Source organism: Klebsiella sp. JN_Kp121 (assembly GCF_040062145.1).
Taxonomy (GTDB): domain Bacteria; phylum Pseudomonadota; class Gammaproteobacteria; order Enterobacterales; family Enterobacteriaceae; genus Klebsiella; species Klebsiella aerogenes.
The window spans coordinates 502,171-520,184 of the sequence record NZ_JBEAHX010000002.1; the positions used below are offsets into that span (position 1 = coordinate 502,171).

General features: G+C 57.5%; 17 protein-coding genes and 1 pseudogene. 13 read left to right on the top strand and 5 right to left on the bottom strand.

The features are described 5' to 3' along the window. Positions 1–38: 38 nt before the first annotated feature. Both ABLU86_RS05045 and ABLU86_RS05050 read right to left on the bottom strand, forming a co-directional pair. Positions 39–323, bottom strand: coding sequence for a hypothetical protein (locus ABLU86_RS05045; protein WP_015366267.1), 285 nt, complete (start codon positions 321–323; stop codon positions 39–41). 124 nt (positions 324–447) lie between these two features. Beyond that, positions 448–2,745 carry a helix-turn-helix domain-containing protein gene (locus ABLU86_RS05050; RefSeq protein ID WP_049034624.1) on the bottom strand — a complete coding sequence of 766 codons (2,298 nt, stop codon included), beginning with the start codon at positions 2,743–2,745 and terminating at the stop codon, positions 448–450. A gap of 171 nt (positions 2,746–2,916) precedes the next feature. On the opposite strand from ABLU86_RS05050, the gene ABLU86_RS05055 reads away from it, so the two are divergent. Both ABLU86_RS05055 and ABLU86_RS05060 read left to right on the top strand, forming a co-directional pair. Next, the gene (locus tag ABLU86_RS05055; RefSeq protein WP_015366269.1) at positions 2,917–4,086 is read left to right on the top strand and encodes a M20 aminoacylase family protein; all 1,170 of its coding nucleotides are present in this window, start codon (positions 2,917–2,919) and stop codon (positions 4,084–4,086) included. Between the two features lie 25 nt (positions 4,087–4,111). Continuing rightward, a complete protein-coding gene (locus ABLU86_RS05060; protein WP_020078603.1) occupies positions 4,112–5,503 on the top strand; it encodes an MFS transporter in 1,392 nt (463 codons plus the stop codon). On the opposite strand, the gene pspF is transcribed toward ABLU86_RS05060, so the two are convergent. After that, entirely contained in the window at positions 5,494–6,480 is a 987-nt protein-coding gene (gene pspF / locus ABLU86_RS05065; protein ID WP_161799847.1) for a phage shock protein operon transcriptional activator, read from the bottom strand. The genes ABLU86_RS05060 and pspF overlap by 10 nt on opposite strands. 152 nt (positions 6,481–6,632) lie before the next feature. On the opposite strand from pspF, the gene pspA reads away from it, so the two are divergent. The 8 genes from pspA to ABLU86_RS05105 all read left to right on the top strand — a co-directional run bounded on the left by pspA (position 6,633) and on the right by ABLU86_RS05105 (position 13,824). Continuing rightward, positions 6,633–7,301, top strand: coding sequence for a phage shock protein PspA (gene pspA, locus ABLU86_RS05070; protein WP_015366272.1), 669 nt, complete (start codon positions 6,633–6,635; stop codon positions 7,299–7,301). A 55-nt stretch (positions 7,302–7,356) separates the two neighbouring features. Then, positions 7,357–7,581 (top strand): envelope stress response membrane protein PspB, encoded by a 225-nt coding sequence (gene pspB, locus ABLU86_RS05075; RefSeq protein WP_015366273.1) that lies wholly within the window; start codon positions 7,357–7,359, stop codon positions 7,579–7,581. After that, positions 7,581–7,940, top strand: coding sequence for an envelope stress response membrane protein PspC (gene pspC, locus ABLU86_RS05080; protein WP_015366274.1), 360 nt, complete (start codon positions 7,581–7,583; stop codon positions 7,938–7,940). Before pspB ends, pspC begins: the two co-directional genes overlap by 1 nt. A 30-nt stretch (positions 7,941–7,970) precedes the next feature. After that, a complete protein-coding gene (gene pspD / locus ABLU86_RS05085; protein ID WP_015366275.1) occupies positions 7,971–8,189 on the top strand; it encodes a phage shock protein PspD in 219 nt (72 codons plus the stop codon). 105 nt (positions 8,190–8,294) lie between these two features. Further along, on the top strand, positions 8,295–9,692 hold the full coding sequence (locus tag ABLU86_RS05090; protein ID WP_042892658.1) for a YcjX family protein: 1,398 nt from the start codon (positions 8,295–8,297) through the stop codon (positions 9,690–9,692). Next, positions 9,689–10,750, top strand: a complete 1,062-nt coding sequence (locus ABLU86_RS05095; RefSeq protein ID WP_032708268.1) for a TIGR01620 family protein — start codon at positions 9,689–9,691, stop codon at positions 10,748–10,750. Before ABLU86_RS05090 ends, ABLU86_RS05095 begins: the two co-directional genes overlap by 4 nt. A 361-nt stretch (positions 10,751–11,111) precedes the next feature. After that, positions 11,112–12,653, top strand: a complete 1,542-nt coding sequence (tyrR, locus tag ABLU86_RS05100) for a transcriptional regulator TyrR (protein WP_015366278.1) — start codon at positions 11,112–11,114, stop codon at positions 12,651–12,653. Positions 12,654–12,786: 133 nt separating this feature from the next. Then, entirely contained in the window at positions 12,787–13,824 is a 1,038-nt protein-coding gene (locus ABLU86_RS05105) for an AbrB family transcriptional regulator (RefSeq protein ID WP_074165970.1), read from the top strand. A gap of 28 nt (positions 13,825–13,852) precedes the next feature. Here ABLU86_RS05105 and tpx read toward each other — a convergent pair whose 3' ends face one another. Continuing rightward, positions 13,853–14,359: a thiol peroxidase gene (tpx, locus tag ABLU86_RS05110; RefSeq protein WP_015366280.1), complete on the bottom strand. Its 507-nt coding sequence runs from the start codon at positions 14,357–14,359 to the stop codon at positions 13,853–13,855. A gap of 102 nt (positions 14,360–14,461) precedes the next feature. On the opposite strand from tpx, the gene ycjG reads away from it, so the two are divergent. Next, entirely contained in the window at positions 14,462–15,427 is a 966-nt protein-coding gene (ycjG, locus tag ABLU86_RS05115) for an L-Ala-D/L-Glu epimerase (RefSeq protein ID WP_020078608.1), read from the top strand. Here the strand turns inward: ycjG and mpaA are convergent. Then, positions 15,418–16,131 carry a murein tripeptide amidase MpaA gene (gene mpaA / locus ABLU86_RS05120; RefSeq protein WP_015366282.1) on the bottom strand — a complete coding sequence of 238 codons (714 nt, stop codon included), beginning with the start codon at positions 16,129–16,131 and terminating at the stop codon, positions 15,418–15,420. The two genes, ycjG and mpaA, sit on opposite strands and share 10 nt — an antisense overlap. 90 nt (positions 16,132–16,221) lie before the next feature. Between mpaA and ABLU86_RS05125 the strand changes: the two are divergent. Both ABLU86_RS05125 and ABLU86_RS05130 read left to right on the top strand, forming a co-directional pair. Further along, positions 16,222–16,284 (top strand): annotated as a pseudogene (locus ABLU86_RS05125) (hypothetical protein); the annotation flags it as partial. Positions 16,285–16,319: 35 nt separating this feature from the next. Next, entirely contained in the window at positions 16,320–17,936 is a 1,617-nt protein-coding gene (locus ABLU86_RS05130; protein ID WP_213197784.1) for an ABC transporter substrate-binding protein, read from the top strand. The last annotated feature ends 78 nt before the right edge of the window (positions 17,937–18,014 follow it).

The following is an 18,014-nucleotide window of genomic DNA, read 5'->3' on the forward strand; positions in this document are numbered from 1 at the left end:
TGTATGCGTTCTGTAGAGGGGGGGTGTGAATTGCGGGATCAGAGCGGAAGGAGTTGATTATAGCGGGCGATATAATCCTTTGGCGTGATCTCCAGTTCTCCGCCGTCGCGATGGATAGCGACAAAGGTACGCAGCACCAGTCCGCTTTTACGTTCTGATATTTCCCATCCTTGTTCGCTGTAGGCATCGCGCGTGGAGCGCACGCAGAGATCCGAGAAAATCATCATTAAAGAGAGGGCTGGGGCATGATGATTTTTCATGGTGTGGATCAAACTGGCATGGGCGGCATAGCGGGTTAGCGTATGAGAATTAACCGGAATCACGTGAATTTTCAGTCCATTGAATATAATTGCCGCCGATGATAATTCACATTAAGACATCTTACCAGTTACATATTATTAACTCCTCGCGTTTTCATACATGAAATGATAGTGACGTTGTCACGCTTCAATCATCCAGCGGTGTGAATTCATATAATGCCAGCGCATTGCTCTGCAGTGAATCCACCCGAAGCCAGCCATCATCCATCTGTTCCTCATGCACGCTCAGCGCCGGGCGGGCGTGGTGCTGGAGCCAGCGATAATCTTCTTCGTCCGGGCCGCTGCGGCTGCGGAATGCCTCAAACAGCGGAAATAGCGCGCCGTGATGTTGATCGAACAGATGCTGTTTGATGCGCCAGCGTCCCTCCAGCCCTTCAAGCCGCAGGGTATAGGGCTGGCGAAACCGCTGAGTAAAGGCCTCTTCGCTCGACAGCCAGGGGTTGAAAATCACCGTATTGCGCAGCAGCAACTGGTAGTGTCCGTTATGGCGCAATAACAACAGGTTTTTGTCATTGATTAAGACTTCGCCGCGCAGACGCCGCCACAGCCATAATACCCAGTAAACCGGGCGCGGCAGACCATGCAGGTAATGCAGCGCCAGGCTGGAGGTATCAAGTTTACCGTTGTCCCGCGCCTCCCCCTGCAGCCCGGAATTAAGCCAGAAGCCGGCCAGCCACACCTGTTCGGCAATGCCCAGCAGGTTATCCATCAATAGCGCGCCGCGGAAAAAACGTCCGTTGGTATCGCGGGTATCACCGGTCAACGTATTCCACGATAGCAGCCACAGCGGCAACGAGAGCTGCCGTTGCCGTAGGGCATTATGTATTTGGCGTAATTTCTGTCGCGGATAGCTTTCACTGGCGGCCAGCTTGCTGCTATCGGCCTGCGCCAGGTCAAGCAGTTCATTCGCATCCGCCTGGCAGGCGAGAAAATCGGCTTCGCTGAGCAGCGGGGAATGCAGTAGCGGATCGTCGGCAATATCGCTTTGCGGGAAACGATGCCAGATCCCCATTTGCGGTTGTTGCAAGGTGGACGCGAGCACTTCGCGCTGTTGTCGCCAGGCCTGCTGTCGCGCCGCTTCACTGGCCTGCGGCGACCAGTGCCAGACAAAACGCCAGCTCGCAAGCGTCGTGGGTGAAAAGTGATTGGCGGCAAGTTGCAGAAAACGCTGTAGTAAATCGCAGCGGGTGGTTAAACCGGTGTGGAGTAGCACCGTCCAGCCTTTCTGCGCCAGCCAGCTAAACAGCTGCTGAAGATTGTACCAACAGGCATAACCCGCGAGCGTCGGGTCGTCCCAGCCTTCGCCAAACAGGCGGCTACTGAGAAACGGATCGTGAATATCGATGCCGTAGACGGGTAGCGTCTGCTGCAGTTGCTCCAGCTCGCGGCGGACATCTTCGCGGAGTAAATCATCGAGTTCTCGGACAGTAACGATGGTACGGGTATGGCGCAATACCGGCGCGCGCGCTGGCAACTGGCGGATATCCACCAGCCTGGTCTGACGCGGGTTGAGCAGCAGCGGCGGCGTATTATCGCTGTTTTTTTCCGCCTCATTCAGGCGGGCGTAAAGTCGCTCAACCGCGACCGGATGCCAGACTTCACTGGCGCTGACTCGCGGACGAGCGGCGGGCTGCGGCTGCTGTTGGCGAAATTGCCGTGGTGTGACGCCATGCTGGCGCTTAAACAGATCGCTCATAATGCGGGCACTGGCGAAGCCGTTGTCCTGCGCCACCTGCTGAACCGAGCGCCGGGTGGCCAGCAGTTGCTCGGCGGCTTTGCCGAGACGCAGGGCGGTAATGTACTGCACGAAGCTGACGCCGACCTCTTTATGAAACAGGCGGGAAAGCCAGGCCTCCGAGACAAACTCAGCGGCGGCCACTTCCTGCAGCGAGATCCGCCGCTGATAGTTGGCTTCAATGCGCGCTACTACGTTGATAATTCGTCGGCTCCAGTTTTCGGCACCGCGGCGCAGGCTGGGTACGATGGGCTGCGTAAAGCGGGTCGCCAGCAGCAGGGCGATTTCGCTGAGCCAGCGGTTGGCCTCTAAGCGGTAACGCGACTGATGATTAACCAGCCCGGCTACCAGCAACTGGCGCATCAGCTGGCGCAGGTTATCTGCCGCATCCATGTTTTCGCCGTTAACCCGAAAATCACAGGCAAAAAAATCGCTATCAAGGCGGGTGAGCCAACCGGCGGCAAGGTTGAGGATCATGACCGCATTGGCCTCTTCGCCGGTAATCTGCCAGCGCTGGCGGCGGTTAACGATCGCCAGTTCATCAACCCGCATCGGTTGCGGCGCTTCGCCGAGTTGCAACCGCGCGCTGCCTTCCAGTAGCCACAGCAGCGTTAATCCGTCGCTTTCCGGCGGGCTGAGGTGGCGAATATCGCGAACCGTGAGGCTGAAATCGCCGAGATGGTGTTCCATGCGCCGCTCCTTAAAAGACAAAAAATAACAGGGTGTTTTTTGTCATAACAGAATTGTATAGAAAACAGTCATTGATAATTCGTCAATATAAAACAAAAAAGCGCATTTTAAAGCCGGGTGGGGCGCATAAACTCGAAAGTGTCGTGCAAACACAACACAGGAATAATAAAAATGACACATCCATTGATTGAATCTTTGCAAGTTAATGAAGCGCAGTTTGTGGCGTTACGTCGCCGCTTCCACCAACAGCCCGAGATTGGCTTTGAAGAACATAAAACCAGCGATGAAGTCGCCAGGCTGCTTGCTGAGTGGGGGTATGAAGTGCATCGCGGCCTCGCCGGTACCGGCGTGGTCGGGACACTGAAAGTCGGCAGCGGCGAAAAACGTCTGGGTCTACGCGCGGATATGGATGCGCTGCCGATGCAGGAAATGAGCGGTAAAGCATGGGCAAGCCAGGTCGACGGGCGTTTTCACGGCTGCGGCCATGACGGTCACACCACCACGCTGCTGTATGCGGCGGAATATCTGGCGCGCACGCGTCAGTTTAACGGTACGCTGCAGTTAATTTTCCAACCGGCAGAAGAGCTGCTGTACGGCGGACGGGTGATGGTCGAAGATGGCCTGTTCACAAAATTCCCCTGCGATGCCATCTTTGGCCTGCATAACATGCCGGGCCAGAAACTGGGCAAAATCGGCCTGCGAGACGGCGCGATGATGGCCTCTTCCGATACGCTGCATATAGAAGTGAAGGGCGTTGGCGGCCATGGCGCGGTACCGGAACATACCGTCGACGCGACGCTGGTTGCCTGCCACATTACCCTCGCGCTGCAATCGATCGTTTCACGCAACATCACGCCATTTGAACCTGCGGTAGTCACCGTCGGCAGCATTCAGGCTGGTCACGCGCCGAACATCATCAACGATAAAGTGTTGATGAAGCTGACGGTCCGTACCCTTAACCAGCAGGTGCGCGAGACGGTGCTGCAGCGCATTCACGATATTGCGGTCGCTCAGGCGGAAAGTTTTAACGCCAGCGCTACCTTAACCCACGTCAACGGCAGCCCGGTTTTACGTAACGATCCGGCGGCTAATGAGCTGGTCCGTGAAGTGGCGACCTCGCTGTTTGGCAAAGAACAGGTTGGTACCGTGAATCCATTTATGGGTAGCGAAGATTTCGCCTTCATGCTGGAGAGCAATCCCAACGGCTGCTACTTCACTATCGGCGCGGGTGATGAAGCCGACCGCTGCATGGTGCATAACCCGGGATACGATTTTAACGATCAAATCCTGCTTACCGGCGCAGCGCTGTGGTGCGGCCTGACGGAACGCTATCTGCGTTAACCTATCGCGACGGGGGGACCCGATTATGAGTTCTGTATCGTTAAGCGAATCTCGTTTCGTCGGTAGCGATCGCCTGCTGGCGGGTATTGTGCTCAGCGTGCTGACGTTCTGGCTGTTTGCGCAATCGGTTATCAATGTTGTTCCGGCGATGAAAAGCAGCCTCGATATTTCACTGGAGACGCTAACCCTGGCGGTGAGTCTCAGCGCCTTATTTAGCGGCTGCTTCGTGGTGGCCAGCGGCGGGCTGGCGGATAAATTCGGCAGGGTGCGGATGACCTATCTCGGCCTGGCGTTGAGTATTATCGGCAGCGCGTTTCTGGCGGCGTCGCAGGGGCCGGGTCTGTTTATCACCGGTCGTATCCTGCAAGGGCTTTCGGCGGCCTGCATTATGCCGGCGACGCTGGCGCTGATTAAAACCTGGTATGAAGGTAGGGCGCGGCAGCGGGCGGTGAGTTTCTGGGTCATTGGTTCCTGGGGCGGCAGCGGGCTTTGCTCGTTTGTCGGCGGCGCGATTGCCACCGGTCTTGGCTGGCGGTGGATCTTCGTGTTCTCGATTGCTGTGGCGCTGCTGGCGTTGCTGCTGCTGCGCGGCACGCCGGAGAGTCGAAGCGCCAGCGCCGATCGGCATAAGCTGGATGTGGGCGGACTATTAAGCCTGATCGCGTCGCTGGTGCTGCTTAATCTGTTTATCAGCAAGGGCCATCAATGGGGCTGGAGCAGTGGCTTATCGCTGTCGATGCTGGGCGGCGCGGTAATTACGGGTGGTTTGTTTATCCGTAGCGGTTTGCGTAAAGGTGAAGCGGCGCTGATCGACTTCGCTTTATTTCGCAACCGGGCCTACGGCGCGGCGGTGCTGTCGAACTTCATGCTTAATGGCGCTATCGGCACCATGATGATCACCAGCATCTGGCTGCAGCAGGGGCATCATCTTACCCCGCTGGAAACCGGCATGATGACGCTGGGGTATCTGGTGACGGTACTGGCGATGATTCGCGTCGGGGAAAAGTTGCTCCAGCGCTACGGCGCGCGGTTGCCGATGATGACCGGGCCGGTCTTCACCGCCATCGGCATTTTGCTGATCTCCTGTACCTTCCTTGATAAGTCGCTGTATATCGGGACCGTCTTCTTCAGCAATATTCTGTTTGGCCTCGGGCTCGGCTGTTACGCCACACCTTCGACCGATACCGCCGTCGCCAATGCGCCGGAGAACAAGATCGGCGTCGCGTCAGGGGTTTATAAGATGGGAAGCTCGCTTGGCGGCGCGATGGGTATTGCCGTGACGGCGTCACTTTTCGCGCTGTTCCTGCCGTTGGGAATGGCCAGCGCCGCGCAATACGCGTTGTGGTTTAACGCCGCGCTGTGTTTAGGCTCAATGGTGGTGAGCGCGACGATGCTGCCGCGCGCCGCTCATAGCTGATGCTTCTTCAACAAGGCGCGTAGCTGGTGGTAGGTTAGCCCCAGCAGCTCCGCTGACTGCTTTTGATTGTACTTCGCCTGCTGCAGGCTCAACTGCAGCAGGCTTTTTTCTTGCTCCAGTTGAAAGGCCCGCAGGTCCAGTGGCAACGCGGGAAGCGCATGTTCAACGACCGGTGCAGGCGCAGGCGTCGCGCTGTTAAATGGGTTGATAATGATATTATCCAGCTCGCTATCACTGCTGCCGTGGCGGTAAACCGAACGTTCAACCACATTTTTCAGCTCACGAATATTGCCCGGCCAGCGGTATGCGAGCAGCGTGTCGACGGCTCGCTCGCTAAAGCCGGGAAACAGAGGAAGCCCCAGTTCGCGGCACATCTGAATGGCAAACTGGTTGGCAAGCAGCATGATGTCGCTCTGGCGCTCGCGCAATGGCGGTAGTTGCACGACATCAAACGCCAGCCGGTCGAGCAGGTCGGCGCGGAAATGACCTTCCTCGACCATTTTGGGCAGATCGGCGTTGGTGGCGCACACCAGCCGTACGTTAACCTGCAGCGGCTGGCTGCCGCCGACGCGTTCCAGTTCGCCGTATTCAATTACCCGCAGCAATTTTTCCTGCACCAGCATCGGAGCGGTGGCCAGCTCATCGAGAAACAGCGTGCCGCCGTCGGCACGTTCAAAGCGCCCCGGATGTCGTTTGCTGGCGCCGGTAAAGGCGCCGGCTTCATGACCGAACAATTCGGAATCGAGAAGGTTTTCATTCAGCGCCGCGCAATTCAGTGAAATAAACGGTCCCTGCCAGCGCGAAGAGAGAAAGTGCAGTCGGTTGGCAATGAGCTCTTTGCCGGTCCCGCGCTCGCCGATCACCAGCACCGGTTTATCCAGCGGTGCCAGCTGCGAGACCTGTTCGAGCACCTCCAGAAAGCTGTTAGCCTCGCCCAGCAGGTTATCCTTGTATTCCGCCATGATGAATTTCGCCATTAAGTAGTGTGATTCGCCAACTCACTGTAGCAAGCAGGCGGCCATATCTCAACCACCTTGTTTAAAATCAATAAGATAAAAAGTTGGCACGCCATTTGTATTAACTACTGCACAGGCCGCTGCCTGCTATCAGAACTATGAGGATTGAAATTATGGGTATTTTTTCTCGCTTTGCCGACATCGTGAACGCCAACATCAACTCCCTGCTGGAGAAAGCGGAGGATCCGCAGAAGCTGGTCCGTCTGATGATTCAGGAGATGGAAGACACGCTGGTTGAAGTGCGTTCTACCTCCGCCCGCGCGCTGGCGGAAAAGAAACAGCTGACCCGCCGTATCGAACAGGCGCAGGCGCAGCAGGTGGAATGGCAAGAAAAGGCCGAGCTGGCCCTGCGTAAAGAGAAAGAAGATCTGGCGCGTGCGGCGCTGATCGAAAAACAGAAGCTGACTGACCTTATCGGCAGCCTGGAACACGAAGCGCAACTGGTGGATGAAACCCTGGCGCGGATGAAAAAAGAGATTGGCGAGCTGGAGAATAAGCTCAGCGAAACCCGCGCTCGTCAGCAGGCGCTGATGCTGCGTCATCAGGCGGCCAGCTCTTCGCGTGATGTTCGCCGCCAGCTGGATAGCGGTAAAATGGATGAAGCGATGGCGCGTTTTGAGTCTTTCGAACGCCGTATTGACCAAATGGAAGCCGAGGCGGAGAGCCATCGTTTTGGCAAACAACAATCGCTGGATCAGCAGTTTGCCGAATTGAAAGCGGATGATGAAATCAGCGAGCAACTGGCGGCGCTGAAAGCCAAAATGAATCAGAATAACCAGTAATGCATATTACGCGGCGCGGTGTTGCGCCGCGGCTCACCACCTGTAAGGAGTACACATGAGCATGCTTTTTCTTGCCATCCCGCTCACGCTGTTTGTGCTGTTCGTGTTGCCGGTCTGGTTATGGCTGCACTACAACAATCGCTCGGCGGACGGGGCGTTAACCCAGAACGAACAGCAGCGCCTGCTGCAGCTGACCGATGACGCGAAACGGATGCGCGAACGCATTCAGGCGCTGGAAGCGATCCTTGACGCGGAACATCCGAACTGGAGAGACAAATAATGGCCGGATTGGACTTTAATAAAAAACTGTGGCGTATCCCGCAGCGCGGAATGGTGAAGGGGGTCTGCGCCGGTATCGCGCAGCACCTGGATGTGCCGGTGAAGCTGGTGCGTCTGATAACCGTACTGGCGATGATTTTTGGCCTCTTCTTTTTCGTGCTGGTGGCCTACATCATTCTGACTTTCGCGCTGGATCCGATACCGGATAGCGAACTGTACGGCGAAAAAGGGCCGAGCAATGGCGATTTACTGGCCGCCGTGGATGCCGAACTGGCTTCCGGCGAACAGCGCCTGCGTGATATGGAGCGTTATATCACCTCCGATACCTTCACGCTGCGCAGCCGTTTTCGTCAGCTGTAAAATTTTTCCATGTAACCAACGAGGCAACGCATGAATATGAAATGGCAACAGGCAGGGCAAAAAGTGAAACCGGGTCTTAAGATCGCCGGTAAGCTGGTGCTACTGACCGCGCTGCGATACGGCCCGGCGGGCGTTGCCGGTTGGGCGGTGAAATCGGTGGCGCGTCGGCCGCTGAAAATGTTGCTGGCGGTAGCGCTTGAGCCGCTGCTCAGTCGGCTGGCCAATCGTTTTGCCCGCGGCATGAAATAATTCCTCAGGGGGAGGAATACCGGCGCGCTTTATATTGGCCCTGATTATCCCCATCTAAATAGCTTATCATTAAACGACATTCCTTCTGGGCATAACGGACTGGCGATGAAGCGACTCAAAACTGAATTCAATGCGCTGGTCAACCGCGGGGTTGACCGGCATTTACGTCTTGCCGTAACCGGACTCAGCCGCAGCGGCAAAACGGCTTTTATCACCGCGATGGTTAATCAACTGCTGAATATCCACGCCGGAGCGCGACTGCCGCTGCTGAGCGCGGCGCGCGAAGAACGCCTGTTGGGTGTGAAGCGGGTTCCGCAGCGTGATTTCGGCATTCCGCGTTTTACCTATGATGAAGGCCTGGCGCAGCTTTATGGCCAGCCGCCGGCCTGGCCGACGCCGACCCGTGGGGTGAGCGAAATTCGCCTTGCGCTGCGCTATCGCTCTAACGATTCTCTGCTGCGTCATTTCAAAGACACTTCTACTCTGTATCTGGAAATCGTGGATTATCCGGGAGAATGGTTGCTCGACCTGCCGATGCTGGCGCAGGATTATTTAAGCTGGTCACGGCAAATGACCGGGCTGTTGCAGGGGCCACGTGGGGAGTGGTCTGCCCGCTGGCGGCAGCTGTGTGATGGGCTCGATCCGCTGGCGCCCGCCGACGAAACCCGGCTGGCGGAGATCGCCGCCGCCTGGACCGATTATCTGCACGCCTGCAAGCGCGAGGGATTGCACTTTATTCAGCCAGGGCGTTTTGTGCTTCCCGGTGACATGGCGGGGGCTCCGGCGCTGCAGTTCTTCCCCTGGCCGGATGTCGATGCGGTTGGCGAAGCCAGGCTGGCGCAGGCGGACAAACACACCAATGCCGGAATGCTGCGCGAGCGCTTCAAATACTACTGCGAGAAAGTGGTGAAAGGCTTTTATAAAGACCACTTTCTGCGCTTTGACCGCCAGATCGTACTGGTGGACTGTCTGCAGCCGTTAAACAGCGGGCCGCAGGCGTTTAATGATATGCGTCTGGCGCTGACCCAGTTGATGCAAAGCTTCCATTACGGCCAGCGAACGCTGTTTCGCCGCCTGTTTTCACCGGTTATTGACAAGCTACTGTTTGCCGCCACTAAAGCCGATCACGTGACCGTCGATCAGCACGGCAACATGGTGTCGCTACTTCAGCAACTGATTCAGGACGCCTGGCAGAATGCCGCCTTTGAAGGCATCAGCATGGATTGTCTGGGGCTGGCATCCATTCAGGCCACCCAGGGAGGGCTTATCGAGGTTAACGGCGAGAAGATCCCAGCGCTGCGCGGCGATCGTCTGAGCGATGGGCAACCGCTTACCATTTTCCCAGGGGAGGTGCCGGCGCGGCTGCCGGGCCAGGCCTTCTGGGAACAGCAGGGCTTCCAGTTTGAGAACTTCCGCCCGAGAGCGATGGATGTCGATAAACCGCTGCCGCATATTCGCCTCGACGCGGCGCTGGAATTTTTGATTGGAGATAAATTGCGATGAGCGAGCCGATAAAACCGCGGATCGATTTCGATGGCCCACTGGAAACGGAAAAGAGCCAGACCTTAAAATCGGCCCGCGCCTTTGACGCGGCCGATGCGCAAACCTTCTCTCCGATGCTGCCTGAAATGGTTGCTGAAGAGGAGGGGGCCGCCGAAGCGGTGGTGGAATCGGTACTGCGCCCGAAACGCAGCCTGTGGCGGCGGATGGTTAGTGCCGGGCTGGCAATTTTTGGTATTAGCGTGGTGGCGCAGGGCGTGCAGTGGACGGTGACGGCCTGGCAGACTCAGGACTGGATTGCGCTCGGCGGCTGCGCGGCCGGGGCGCTGATTGTCGGCGCGGGCGTGGGGTCGGTAGCGACTGAATGGCGTCGCCTGTGGCGTCTGCGCCAGCGCGCGCACGAACGCGATGAAGCGAGGGATCTGATGCATAGCCACGCGGTGGGCAAAGGGCGCGCGTTCTGTGAGAAACTGGCGCAGCAGGCCGGGCTGGATCAATCGCATCCGGCGCTGCAGCGCTGGTATGCAGCGATCCATGAAACGCAAAACGATCGCGAAGTGGTGAGCCTGTACGCGCAACTGGTGCAGCCGGTGTTGGATGCGCAGGCGCGGCGGGAAATCAGCCGCTCGGCGGCGGAATCGACGCTGATGATCGCTGTCAGCCCGCTGGCGCTGGTCGATATGGCGTTTATCGCCTGGCGTAACCTGAGATTGATTAACCGTATCGCCACCCTCTATGGTATTGAACTTGGCTATTACAGCCGCCTGCGTTTATTCCGCCTGGTGTTGCTGAATATCGCCTTTGCCGGCGCCAGCGAGCTGGTGCGCGAAGTCGGCATGGACTGGATGTCGCAGGATCTGGCGGCCCGCTTATCGGCGCGCGCCGCACAGGGTATCGGCGCCGGATTGTTGACCGCCCGTCTGGGGATTAAGGCAATGGAGCTGTGTCGTCCGCTACCGTGGATCGCCGATGATAAACCGCGGCTCGGCGATTTCCGCCGCGAACTGATCGGCCAGTTAAAAGAGACGCTGCAGAAAAGCAAAACCGGCGCGGAGAAATAACGTCGGCAAGCGTAAATGCCGGGTGGCGGCTGCGCCTTACCCGGCCTACGGTTCGTGCGGCCTGCCGTTAATGTCTTCACCGCGCTGGATCCCCCGGTGGCGCTGCCACTTACCGGGGCTACAGCGCTTTGCGATTTGGTAGCCCGGAGAAGGCGCAACGCGCCGCCTCCGGGAAACCCCCTGGCGCCCAGCGCCCTCTGTGCCATGCGAGCCATAACGCAAAAGAAATGCCCGCATAACTTTACGGCATAAAGCCCATTTTTCCGCCATACTGTCAATAATTGTTGACAGCTATCTTCACGTAAGCCCATATCTGTCCTATCATTCATCCGTCATTGGCCTTTTTAGGGTGAAAACTCCTATGCGTCTGGAAGTCTTTTGTCAGGACCGTCTTGGTCTGACCCGTGAATTACTCGATTTGCTGGTGCTGCGCGGTATTGATCTGCGCGGTATCGATATCGACCCGATTGGCCGAATCTACCTTAATTTCGCCGAACTGGAGTTCGCCAGTTTCAGCAGTTTAATGGCGGAAATCCGCCGTATCTCCGGCGTAACCGATGTTCGTACCGTGGCGTGGATGCCGTCAGAGCGGGAACATCTGGCGCTGAGCGCGCTGCTGGTGGCAATGCCGGAACCGGTGCTGTCGCTCGATGCCAAAGGTAAAGTAGAACTTGCCAACCCGGCCAGCTGCCAACTGTTTGGTCAAACTCAGGCACGCTTACGCAGCCATCCGGTGGCGCAACTCATTACTGATTTCAACCTGCAGCGCTGGCTGGAAGGCAACCCGCTGGAGTCGCATACCGAGCATGTGGTCGTCAATGGCCAAAACTTTATGCTGGAAGTGACACCGGTGTATCTGGAAGGCGAACACGCCGAGCGTGTGCTGACCGGCGCCGTGGTGATGTTACGCTCCACCGTACGTATGGGGCGTCAACTGCAAACGCTGACGACCCAGGATACCAGCGCCTTTAGCCAGATCCTCGCCGTTGGGCCGAAAATGCGCCACGTTGTTGAACAGGCCCGCAAGCTGGCGATGCTCAGCGCCCCGTTGCTGATTGTCGGCGATACGGGTACCGGTAAAGATCTGCTGGCCCATGCCTGCCATCTGGCCAGCCCGCGCGCGAGCAAACCTTATCTGGCGCTGAACTGCGGTTCGATTCCGGAAAACGCGGTAGAGAGCGAGCTATTCGGCGATGCGTCGCAGGGGAAAAAAGGTTTCTTTGAGCAGGCCAACGGCGGCTCTGTGCTGCTGGATGAGATCGGCGAAATGTCGCCTGGCATGCAAACGAAGCTGTTGCGCTTTCTCAACGATGGTACTTTCCGTCGTGTCGGTGAAGATCACGAAGTGCATGTCGATGTCCGGGTTATCTGCGCGACGCAAAAAAATCTCGTCGAGCTGGTGCAAAAAGGACTCTTCCGCGAAGATCTTTATTATCGTCTGAATGTGCTGACGTTGAACCTGCCGCCGCTGCGCGATTGTCCGCAGGACATCATGCCGTTGACCGAACTGTTCGTCGCGCGCTTTGCCGATGAGCAGGGCATCCCGCGGCCAAAACTCTCCGCTGACCTTAATACCGTGTTGACCCGCTATAGCTGGCCGGGCAACGTGCGTCAGTTGAAAAACGCAGTGTACCGCGCGTTAACCCAGCTCGAGGGCTTCGAACTGCGCCCGCAGGATATTCTGCTGCCAGATCACGATGTGTCGTCGCTGCCGGTAGGTGAAGAGGCGATGGAAGGATCGCTCGACGATATTACCCGCCGCTTTGAGCGTTCGGTATTGACCCAGTTGTATCGCAGCTTCCCCAGCACGCGTAAATTAGCCAAACGTCTCGGCGTTTCGCATACCGCGATTGCTAACAAGCTGCGGGAGTATGGTCTGAGCCAGAAGAAAGGCGAAGAATAAATCACCGGTGCGGCCGGCTCGGCGCGGCCGCGATTTTCAGCGTTTTTTCAGCGATATCTCTGTATATACTTATTTTATTTTTCTTTTTCCGGGAAGGTGACGGTTGGCGAAGCAACGGGATTGGCCTCAGTGGATGATATTACTGGCACTCTCCGCCGTGCTCTCCTTTGTGCTGTTCCGGCTCCATCTTCCCGCTGCGCCGCTGCTTGGCCCGCTTATCGCCGGAATTACCCTTAGTCTGCGCGGCGCCGCGATTCGTCTCCCTCGTCCATTCTTTATCTCCGCTCAGGCTATCATCGGCTGTATGATCGCCCGCGCGCTAACCCCGTCTATTTTCGGCGTTCTGGCCGCCAACTGGGCGCTGGTGTTGATTATCCTCCTTTCCACGCTGGCTATCAGCGCGCTGACCGGCTGGCTGCTGGTGCGTTACAGTTCGCTACCCGGGGCAACCGGCGCGTGGGGAAGCTCGCCGGGCGGCGCTTCGGCGATGGTGGTGATGGCCCAAGAGTATGGCGCCGACGTTCGTCTGGTGGCCCTGATGCAGTATCTGCGGGTACTGTTCGTGGTTGGCGCGGCGGTAATGGTGGTGCGTTTCGCGCTCGGCGGCGAGGCGCAGGAGATGACCCAGCAGATCGTCTGGTTCCCGCCGCTGACTTTTAATCTACCGTTAACGTTGCTATTGACTGCGGTCGCCGGTTGGTTAGGGTTACGTTTACGCATCCCTTCCGGGGCAATGTTGTTACCGATGCTGGCCGGTGCGCTGGCGCAGGGTGAAGGCATGCTATTGCTGGAGCTACCGGAATGGTTACTGGTGCTGGCGTATACCGCGCTTGGCTGGACGGTTGGCCTGCAGTTTAATCGCGAGATTTTTATGCTGGCGCTGAAGACGCTACCGCAAATCATTGCCGCCATCGTCGGCCTGATCGCGCTGTGCGCGCTGATGGCTTTAGCGTTAACGCACCTGCTGCCGCTGGATTTTCTCACCGCCTATCTGGCGACCAGCCCCGGGGGTCTGGATACGGTGGCGATAATCGCCGTCGGTACCCGGGCGGATATGTCTTTTATCATGGCGATGCAAACGCTGCGCCTGTTTACCATATTGCTCACCGGCCCGGCCACCGCGCGGTTAATTTCGCGCTATGCGCCGCGCAAAGAAAAAAGCCCCCGTTGAAGGAGGCTTGATAACAGAAGGGAAGCGATTACGCTTTCAGCGCAGCCAGCGCCGCATCGTAATCCGGCTCTTCGGTGATTTCGTTAACCAGCTGGCTGTATACCACCTGGTCGTTTTCATCGATAACAACGACTGCGCGTGCAGCCAGACCAGCCAGCGGGCCGGCGGAGATAGCAACGCCATAATCTGCCAGGAACTGCGGCGCGCGCAGGGTGGACAGGGTGACCACATTGCTCAGGCCCTCTGCGCCGCAGAAACGGGACTGCGCGAACGGCAGGTCAGCGGAGATGCACAGCACCACGGTGTTGTTCAGCTCAGAAGCCAGTTGGTTGAATTTGCGAACCGATGCCGCGCAGACGCCGGTATCGATGCTTGGGAAAATATTCAGTACTTTACGTTTACCAGCGTATTGGCTCAGCGTGACGTCAGAGAGATCTTTGGCGACCAGCGTAAACGGCTGCGCCTTCGCGCCAGCCTGCGGAATGGAGCCCTGAACGGACACTGGGTTACCCTGGAAATGTACGGTTTGCGACATGGTTATCTTCCTGTTTACATATAGTTAACGTCGTAGTTAGTGTATGACATCAGCCAGCAACACGGCAAACTCTATTTAACATTTACCTAAGAGGCCCAGGGAATGCGCAACCTTCGAGTTTTTGAAGAATCATGGCCGCTTCACACGCCGTTTGTTATCTCTCGCGGCAGCCGCAGCGAGGCCAAAGTCGTGGTGGTGGAAATAGAAGAGGATGGGGTAAAAGGGGCCGGAGAATGTACGCCTTATCCGCGCTACGGGGAAAGCATCGCCTCGGTGATGGCGCAGATTATGGCGATCGGCGAGCAGCTTGAGCGCGGCGCTACCCGCGAGCAAGTGCAACAGCTACTGCCGGCTGGGGCAGCGCGCAACGCCGTCGACTGCGCGTTGTGGGATCTGGAGGCGCGCCGCGCGGGGAAAACGTTGCCGCAGCTGCTTGGCGTCAATCTGCCGCGCGAAGTCGTGACGGCGCAAACCGTGGTAATCGGCACGCCGGAACAGATGGCGGCCAGCGCCGCCGCGCTGTGGGAGAAAGGCGCGCGGCTGCTGAAGGTCAAGCTCGACGATCATTTGATTAGCGAGCGGCTGGTTGCTATTCGCGACGCGGTGCCGCAGGCGACGTTGATCGTTGATGCTAACGAAGCGTGGCGTGGCGAAGGTCTGGCGGCGCGCTGTCAGCTTTTGGCCGATCTCGGCGTGGCGATGCTGGAGCAGCCGTTACCGGCCGGCGCGGATGAGGCGTTGGAAAACTTCATTCATCCGCTGCCGATCTGCGCCGATGAGAGCTGTCATACGCGGGAAAGCCTACCGGCGCTGCAGGGTCGCTACGAAATGGTCAACATTAAGTTGGATAAAACCGGTGGTCTGACCGAGGCATTGCTGTTGGCGCAGGAGGCTGAACGGCTGGGTTATAAGAGGATGCTGGGCTGTATGCTTTGTACTTCACGGGCCATTTCCGCCGCGCTGCCGCTGGCGCCGCTGGCCCGTTTTGCGGATCTCGATGGCCCGACCTGGCTGGCGGTAGATGTGGAACCGGCGCTGCAGTTCAGCACCGGCATGCTTCATCTGTGAGTGTGCCAGTGTAGTAAATCGGTCATCGCCGCGAGGTACTTTTCTGTCGCTTCGTCGGCGGAGACCGGCGGAAATTCGGCGGTAATGCACGGCAGGCCGATATCGGCGCACCAACTGCCAAAAGAGCCCGGCGTTTCGTAACCGACGCTGCCCACCAGCGGTAAATTAAAAGCCCCGGCGAGCCATTGTCCCAGCTCGCTGTGGCCGGGGTCCTCAATGCAGGCCAGCGGATCGTGGAAGGAGACTACCCACGCCGGATGGATCTGGTGGATCAACTGGCACAGCGCCTGGGTTTCGGGCTCCGAACCGGGTTTTTCACCGGTCAGCAGAACCACATCACGCTCTTCGGCTGCACTATTCCAGCGATACACCGTTTCTCCCGCCTTCCAGTTAGCGGCCGGGAAATTACGATTGAGATCGATACCGCGGGCGTTGGCGCGTAACCCTAGCTGACAGCCGTCAGGGTTGACCGTTAATACCACGTGATGGCGACGCAACTCCGGTTTTAGCGTGCGCAACGCGCAGGAGAGGGTGACGATCGACGAGTTTTCGTCGCCGTGCGTGCCGGCGATAATCAGACCGCTGCGGCTATCTGCCAGCGGAGCGGGGAACCACAGCAGCGGCGCGCCGAGATGCGACTGGCCGTAACGTTGCGTGCCTGGCGGGAAAGCGCCGCGCAGGGGACGAGGGCGTGAAACGGGCATAGGGTATCCTGTCATCAGGTTATTGTTAGCAGTGTTGTAGAAAAGCGTCCCGGAATCAAACGCTTTCCCTCTCTGGCGAAAAAACTCGTCATGTCAATTTTCTATCATAAGCCGTTTGCAATTTCAGGTGGGGAAACAAATAATTATCGCTCTGCCAGCACTGGTTTGTTCATTTAAAAGGGGATCTCATGAAGTATCCTGTCACATTGACATGCGGCGCGCTGTGGTTAGCCAGCGTTTCTTCTCTTGCCTGGGCGGCGGACGTGCCTCCGGGAACCGTATTAGCTGAAAAACAGCAGCTGGTACGCCATATAAAAGACGAGCCCGCTTCATTAGATCCCGCTAAAGCCGTCGGCCTGCCGGAAATTCAGGTTATCCGCGATCTGTTCGAAGGGCTGGTGAACCAGGACGCGAAGGGCAATATCATCCCTGGCGTGGCGACCCGCTGGCAGAGCAACGATAACCGCGTCTGGACCTTTACCCTGCGTGATAACGCGCGCTGGTCAGACGGCACCCCGGTGACGGCGCAGGATTTCGTCTATAGCTGGCAGCGGCTGGTGGATCCGAAAACCACCTCGCCATTTGCCTGGTTCGCCGCCTTGGCGGGTATCAGTAATGCGCAAAATATTATTGATGGTAAAGCGGCGCCGGACACCCTTGGGGTGACGGCGGTCGATGCCCACACGCTGCGCGTGCAGCTGGATAAACCGCTGCCGTGGTTCAGCAACCTGACCGCCAGTTTTGCGTTCTACCCGGTGCAGAAAGCCAACGTCGAAAGCGGCGCTAACTGGACGCGCCCGGGCAGCCTTATCGGCAACGGCGCCTATGTGCTGAAAGACCGGGTGGTGAATGAGAAGCTGGTTGTCGTGCCGAATACACAATACTGGGAAAACGCCAAAACGGTGATTAAGCAGGTGACTTTCGTGCCGATTAACCAGGAATCTTCGGCGACCAAACGTTATCTGGCGGGTGATATTGATATCACCGAATCCTTCCCGAAAAATATGTATCAGAAGCTACTGAAGGATATTCCCGGACAGGTCTACACGCCGCCGCAGTTAGGTACCTATTATTACGCTTTCAATACCCAGAAAGGGCCAACCGCCGATGAGCGTGTGCGTCTGGCGTTAAGCATGACCATCGACCGGCGGATTATGGCGGAGAAAATCCTCGGCACCGGTGAGAAACCGGCCTGGCGGTTCACCCCTGACGTCACCGCAGGCTTTACTCCGCAGCCTTCGCAGTTTGAGAGCATGAGCCAGGCCGAGCTTAATGCCCAGGCTAAAGCGCTGCTATCGGCGGCAGGATATGGCCCGGACCGTCCGCTGAAGCTGACGCTGCTGTACAACACGTCGGAAAATCACCAGAAAATCGCCATCGCCGTGGCGTCGATGTGGAAGAAAAACCTTGGTGTGGATGTGAAGCTACAAAACCAGGAGTGGAAGACCTATATCGATAGCCGTAATACCGGTAATTTCGACGTTATCCGCGCATCGTGGGTAGGGGATTACAACGAGCCGTCGACTTTCCTGTCGCTACTCACTTCTACTCATAGCGGTAATATCTCGCGCTTTAACGATCCGGCATACGATAAGATCCTCGCCCAGGCGGCGCAGGAAACCTCGGAAAAAGCGCGTAACGATGATTACAATGCGGCAGAGAAAATCATCATGGCCAAAGCGCCTATTGCGCCGATTTATCAGTATACCAACGGCCGCCTGATCAAGCCGTGGTTAAAAGGATACCCGATCACCAATCCGGAAGACGTGGCGTACAGCCGCACGATGTATATTGTGAAGCACTAATCGGTAGCGGTTGCCTGATGGCGTCAGGCAACCATCGCTAACCTCAGAACTGGCGCGGCTTACAGCGCCAGTTTCTCC

Excerpts from the sequence above, each read along its gene's own strand:
- ABLU86_RS05130 (WP_213197784.1), top strand. The coding sequence starts at position 16,320 with ATGAAGTATCCTGTCACATTGACATGCGGCGCGCTGTGGTTAGCCAGC.
- pspC (WP_015366274.1), top strand. The coding sequence starts at position 7,581 with ATGGCCGGATTGGACTTTAATAAAAAACTGTGGCGTATCCCGCAGCGC.
- tpx (WP_015366280.1), bottom strand. The coding sequence starts at position 14,359 with ATGTCGCAAACCGTACATTTCCAGGGTAACCCAGTGTCCGTTCAGGGC.
- tyrR (WP_015366278.1), top strand. The coding sequence starts at position 11,112 with ATGCGTCTGGAAGTCTTTTGTCAGGACCGTCTTGGTCTGACCCGTGAA.
- ABLU86_RS05055 (WP_015366269.1), top strand. The coding sequence starts at position 2,917 with ATGACACATCCATTGATTGAATCTTTGCAAGTTAATGAAGCGCAGTTT.
- ycjG (WP_020078608.1), top strand. The coding sequence starts at position 14,462 with ATGCGCAACCTTCGAGTTTTTGAAGAATCATGGCCGCTTCACACGCCG.
- ABLU86_RS05090 (WP_042892658.1), top strand. The coding sequence starts at position 8,295 with ATGAAGCGACTCAAAACTGAATTCAATGCGCTGGTCAACCGCGGGGTT.
- ABLU86_RS05060 (WP_020078603.1), top strand. The coding sequence starts at position 4,112 with ATGAGTTCTGTATCGTTAAGCGAATCTCGTTTCGTCGGTAGCGATCGC.
- mpaA (WP_015366282.1), bottom strand. The coding sequence starts at position 16,131 with ATGCCCGTTTCACGCCCTCGTCCCCTGCGCGGCGCTTTCCCGCCAGGC.
- ABLU86_RS05050 (WP_049034624.1), bottom strand. The coding sequence starts at position 2,745 with ATGGAACACCATCTCGGCGATTTCAGCCTCACGGTTCGCGATATTCGC.
- ABLU86_RS05105 (WP_074165970.1), top strand. The coding sequence starts at position 12,787 with ATGATATTACTGGCACTCTCCGCCGTGCTCTCCTTTGTGCTGTTCCGG.
- ABLU86_RS05095 (WP_032708268.1), top strand. The coding sequence starts at position 9,689 with ATGAGCGAGCCGATAAAACCGCGGATCGATTTCGATGGCCCACTGGAA.
- pspB (WP_015366273.1), top strand. The coding sequence starts at position 7,357 with ATGAGCATGCTTTTTCTTGCCATCCCGCTCACGCTGTTTGTGCTGTTC.
- pspD (WP_015366275.1), top strand. The coding sequence starts at position 7,971 with ATGAATATGAAATGGCAACAGGCAGGGCAAAAAGTGAAACCGGGTCTT.
- pspF (WP_161799847.1), bottom strand. The coding sequence starts at position 6,480 with ATGGCGAAATTCATCATGGCGGAATACAAGGATAACCTGCTGGGCGAG.
- pspA (WP_015366272.1), top strand. The coding sequence starts at position 6,633 with ATGGGTATTTTTTCTCGCTTTGCCGACATCGTGAACGCCAACATCAAC.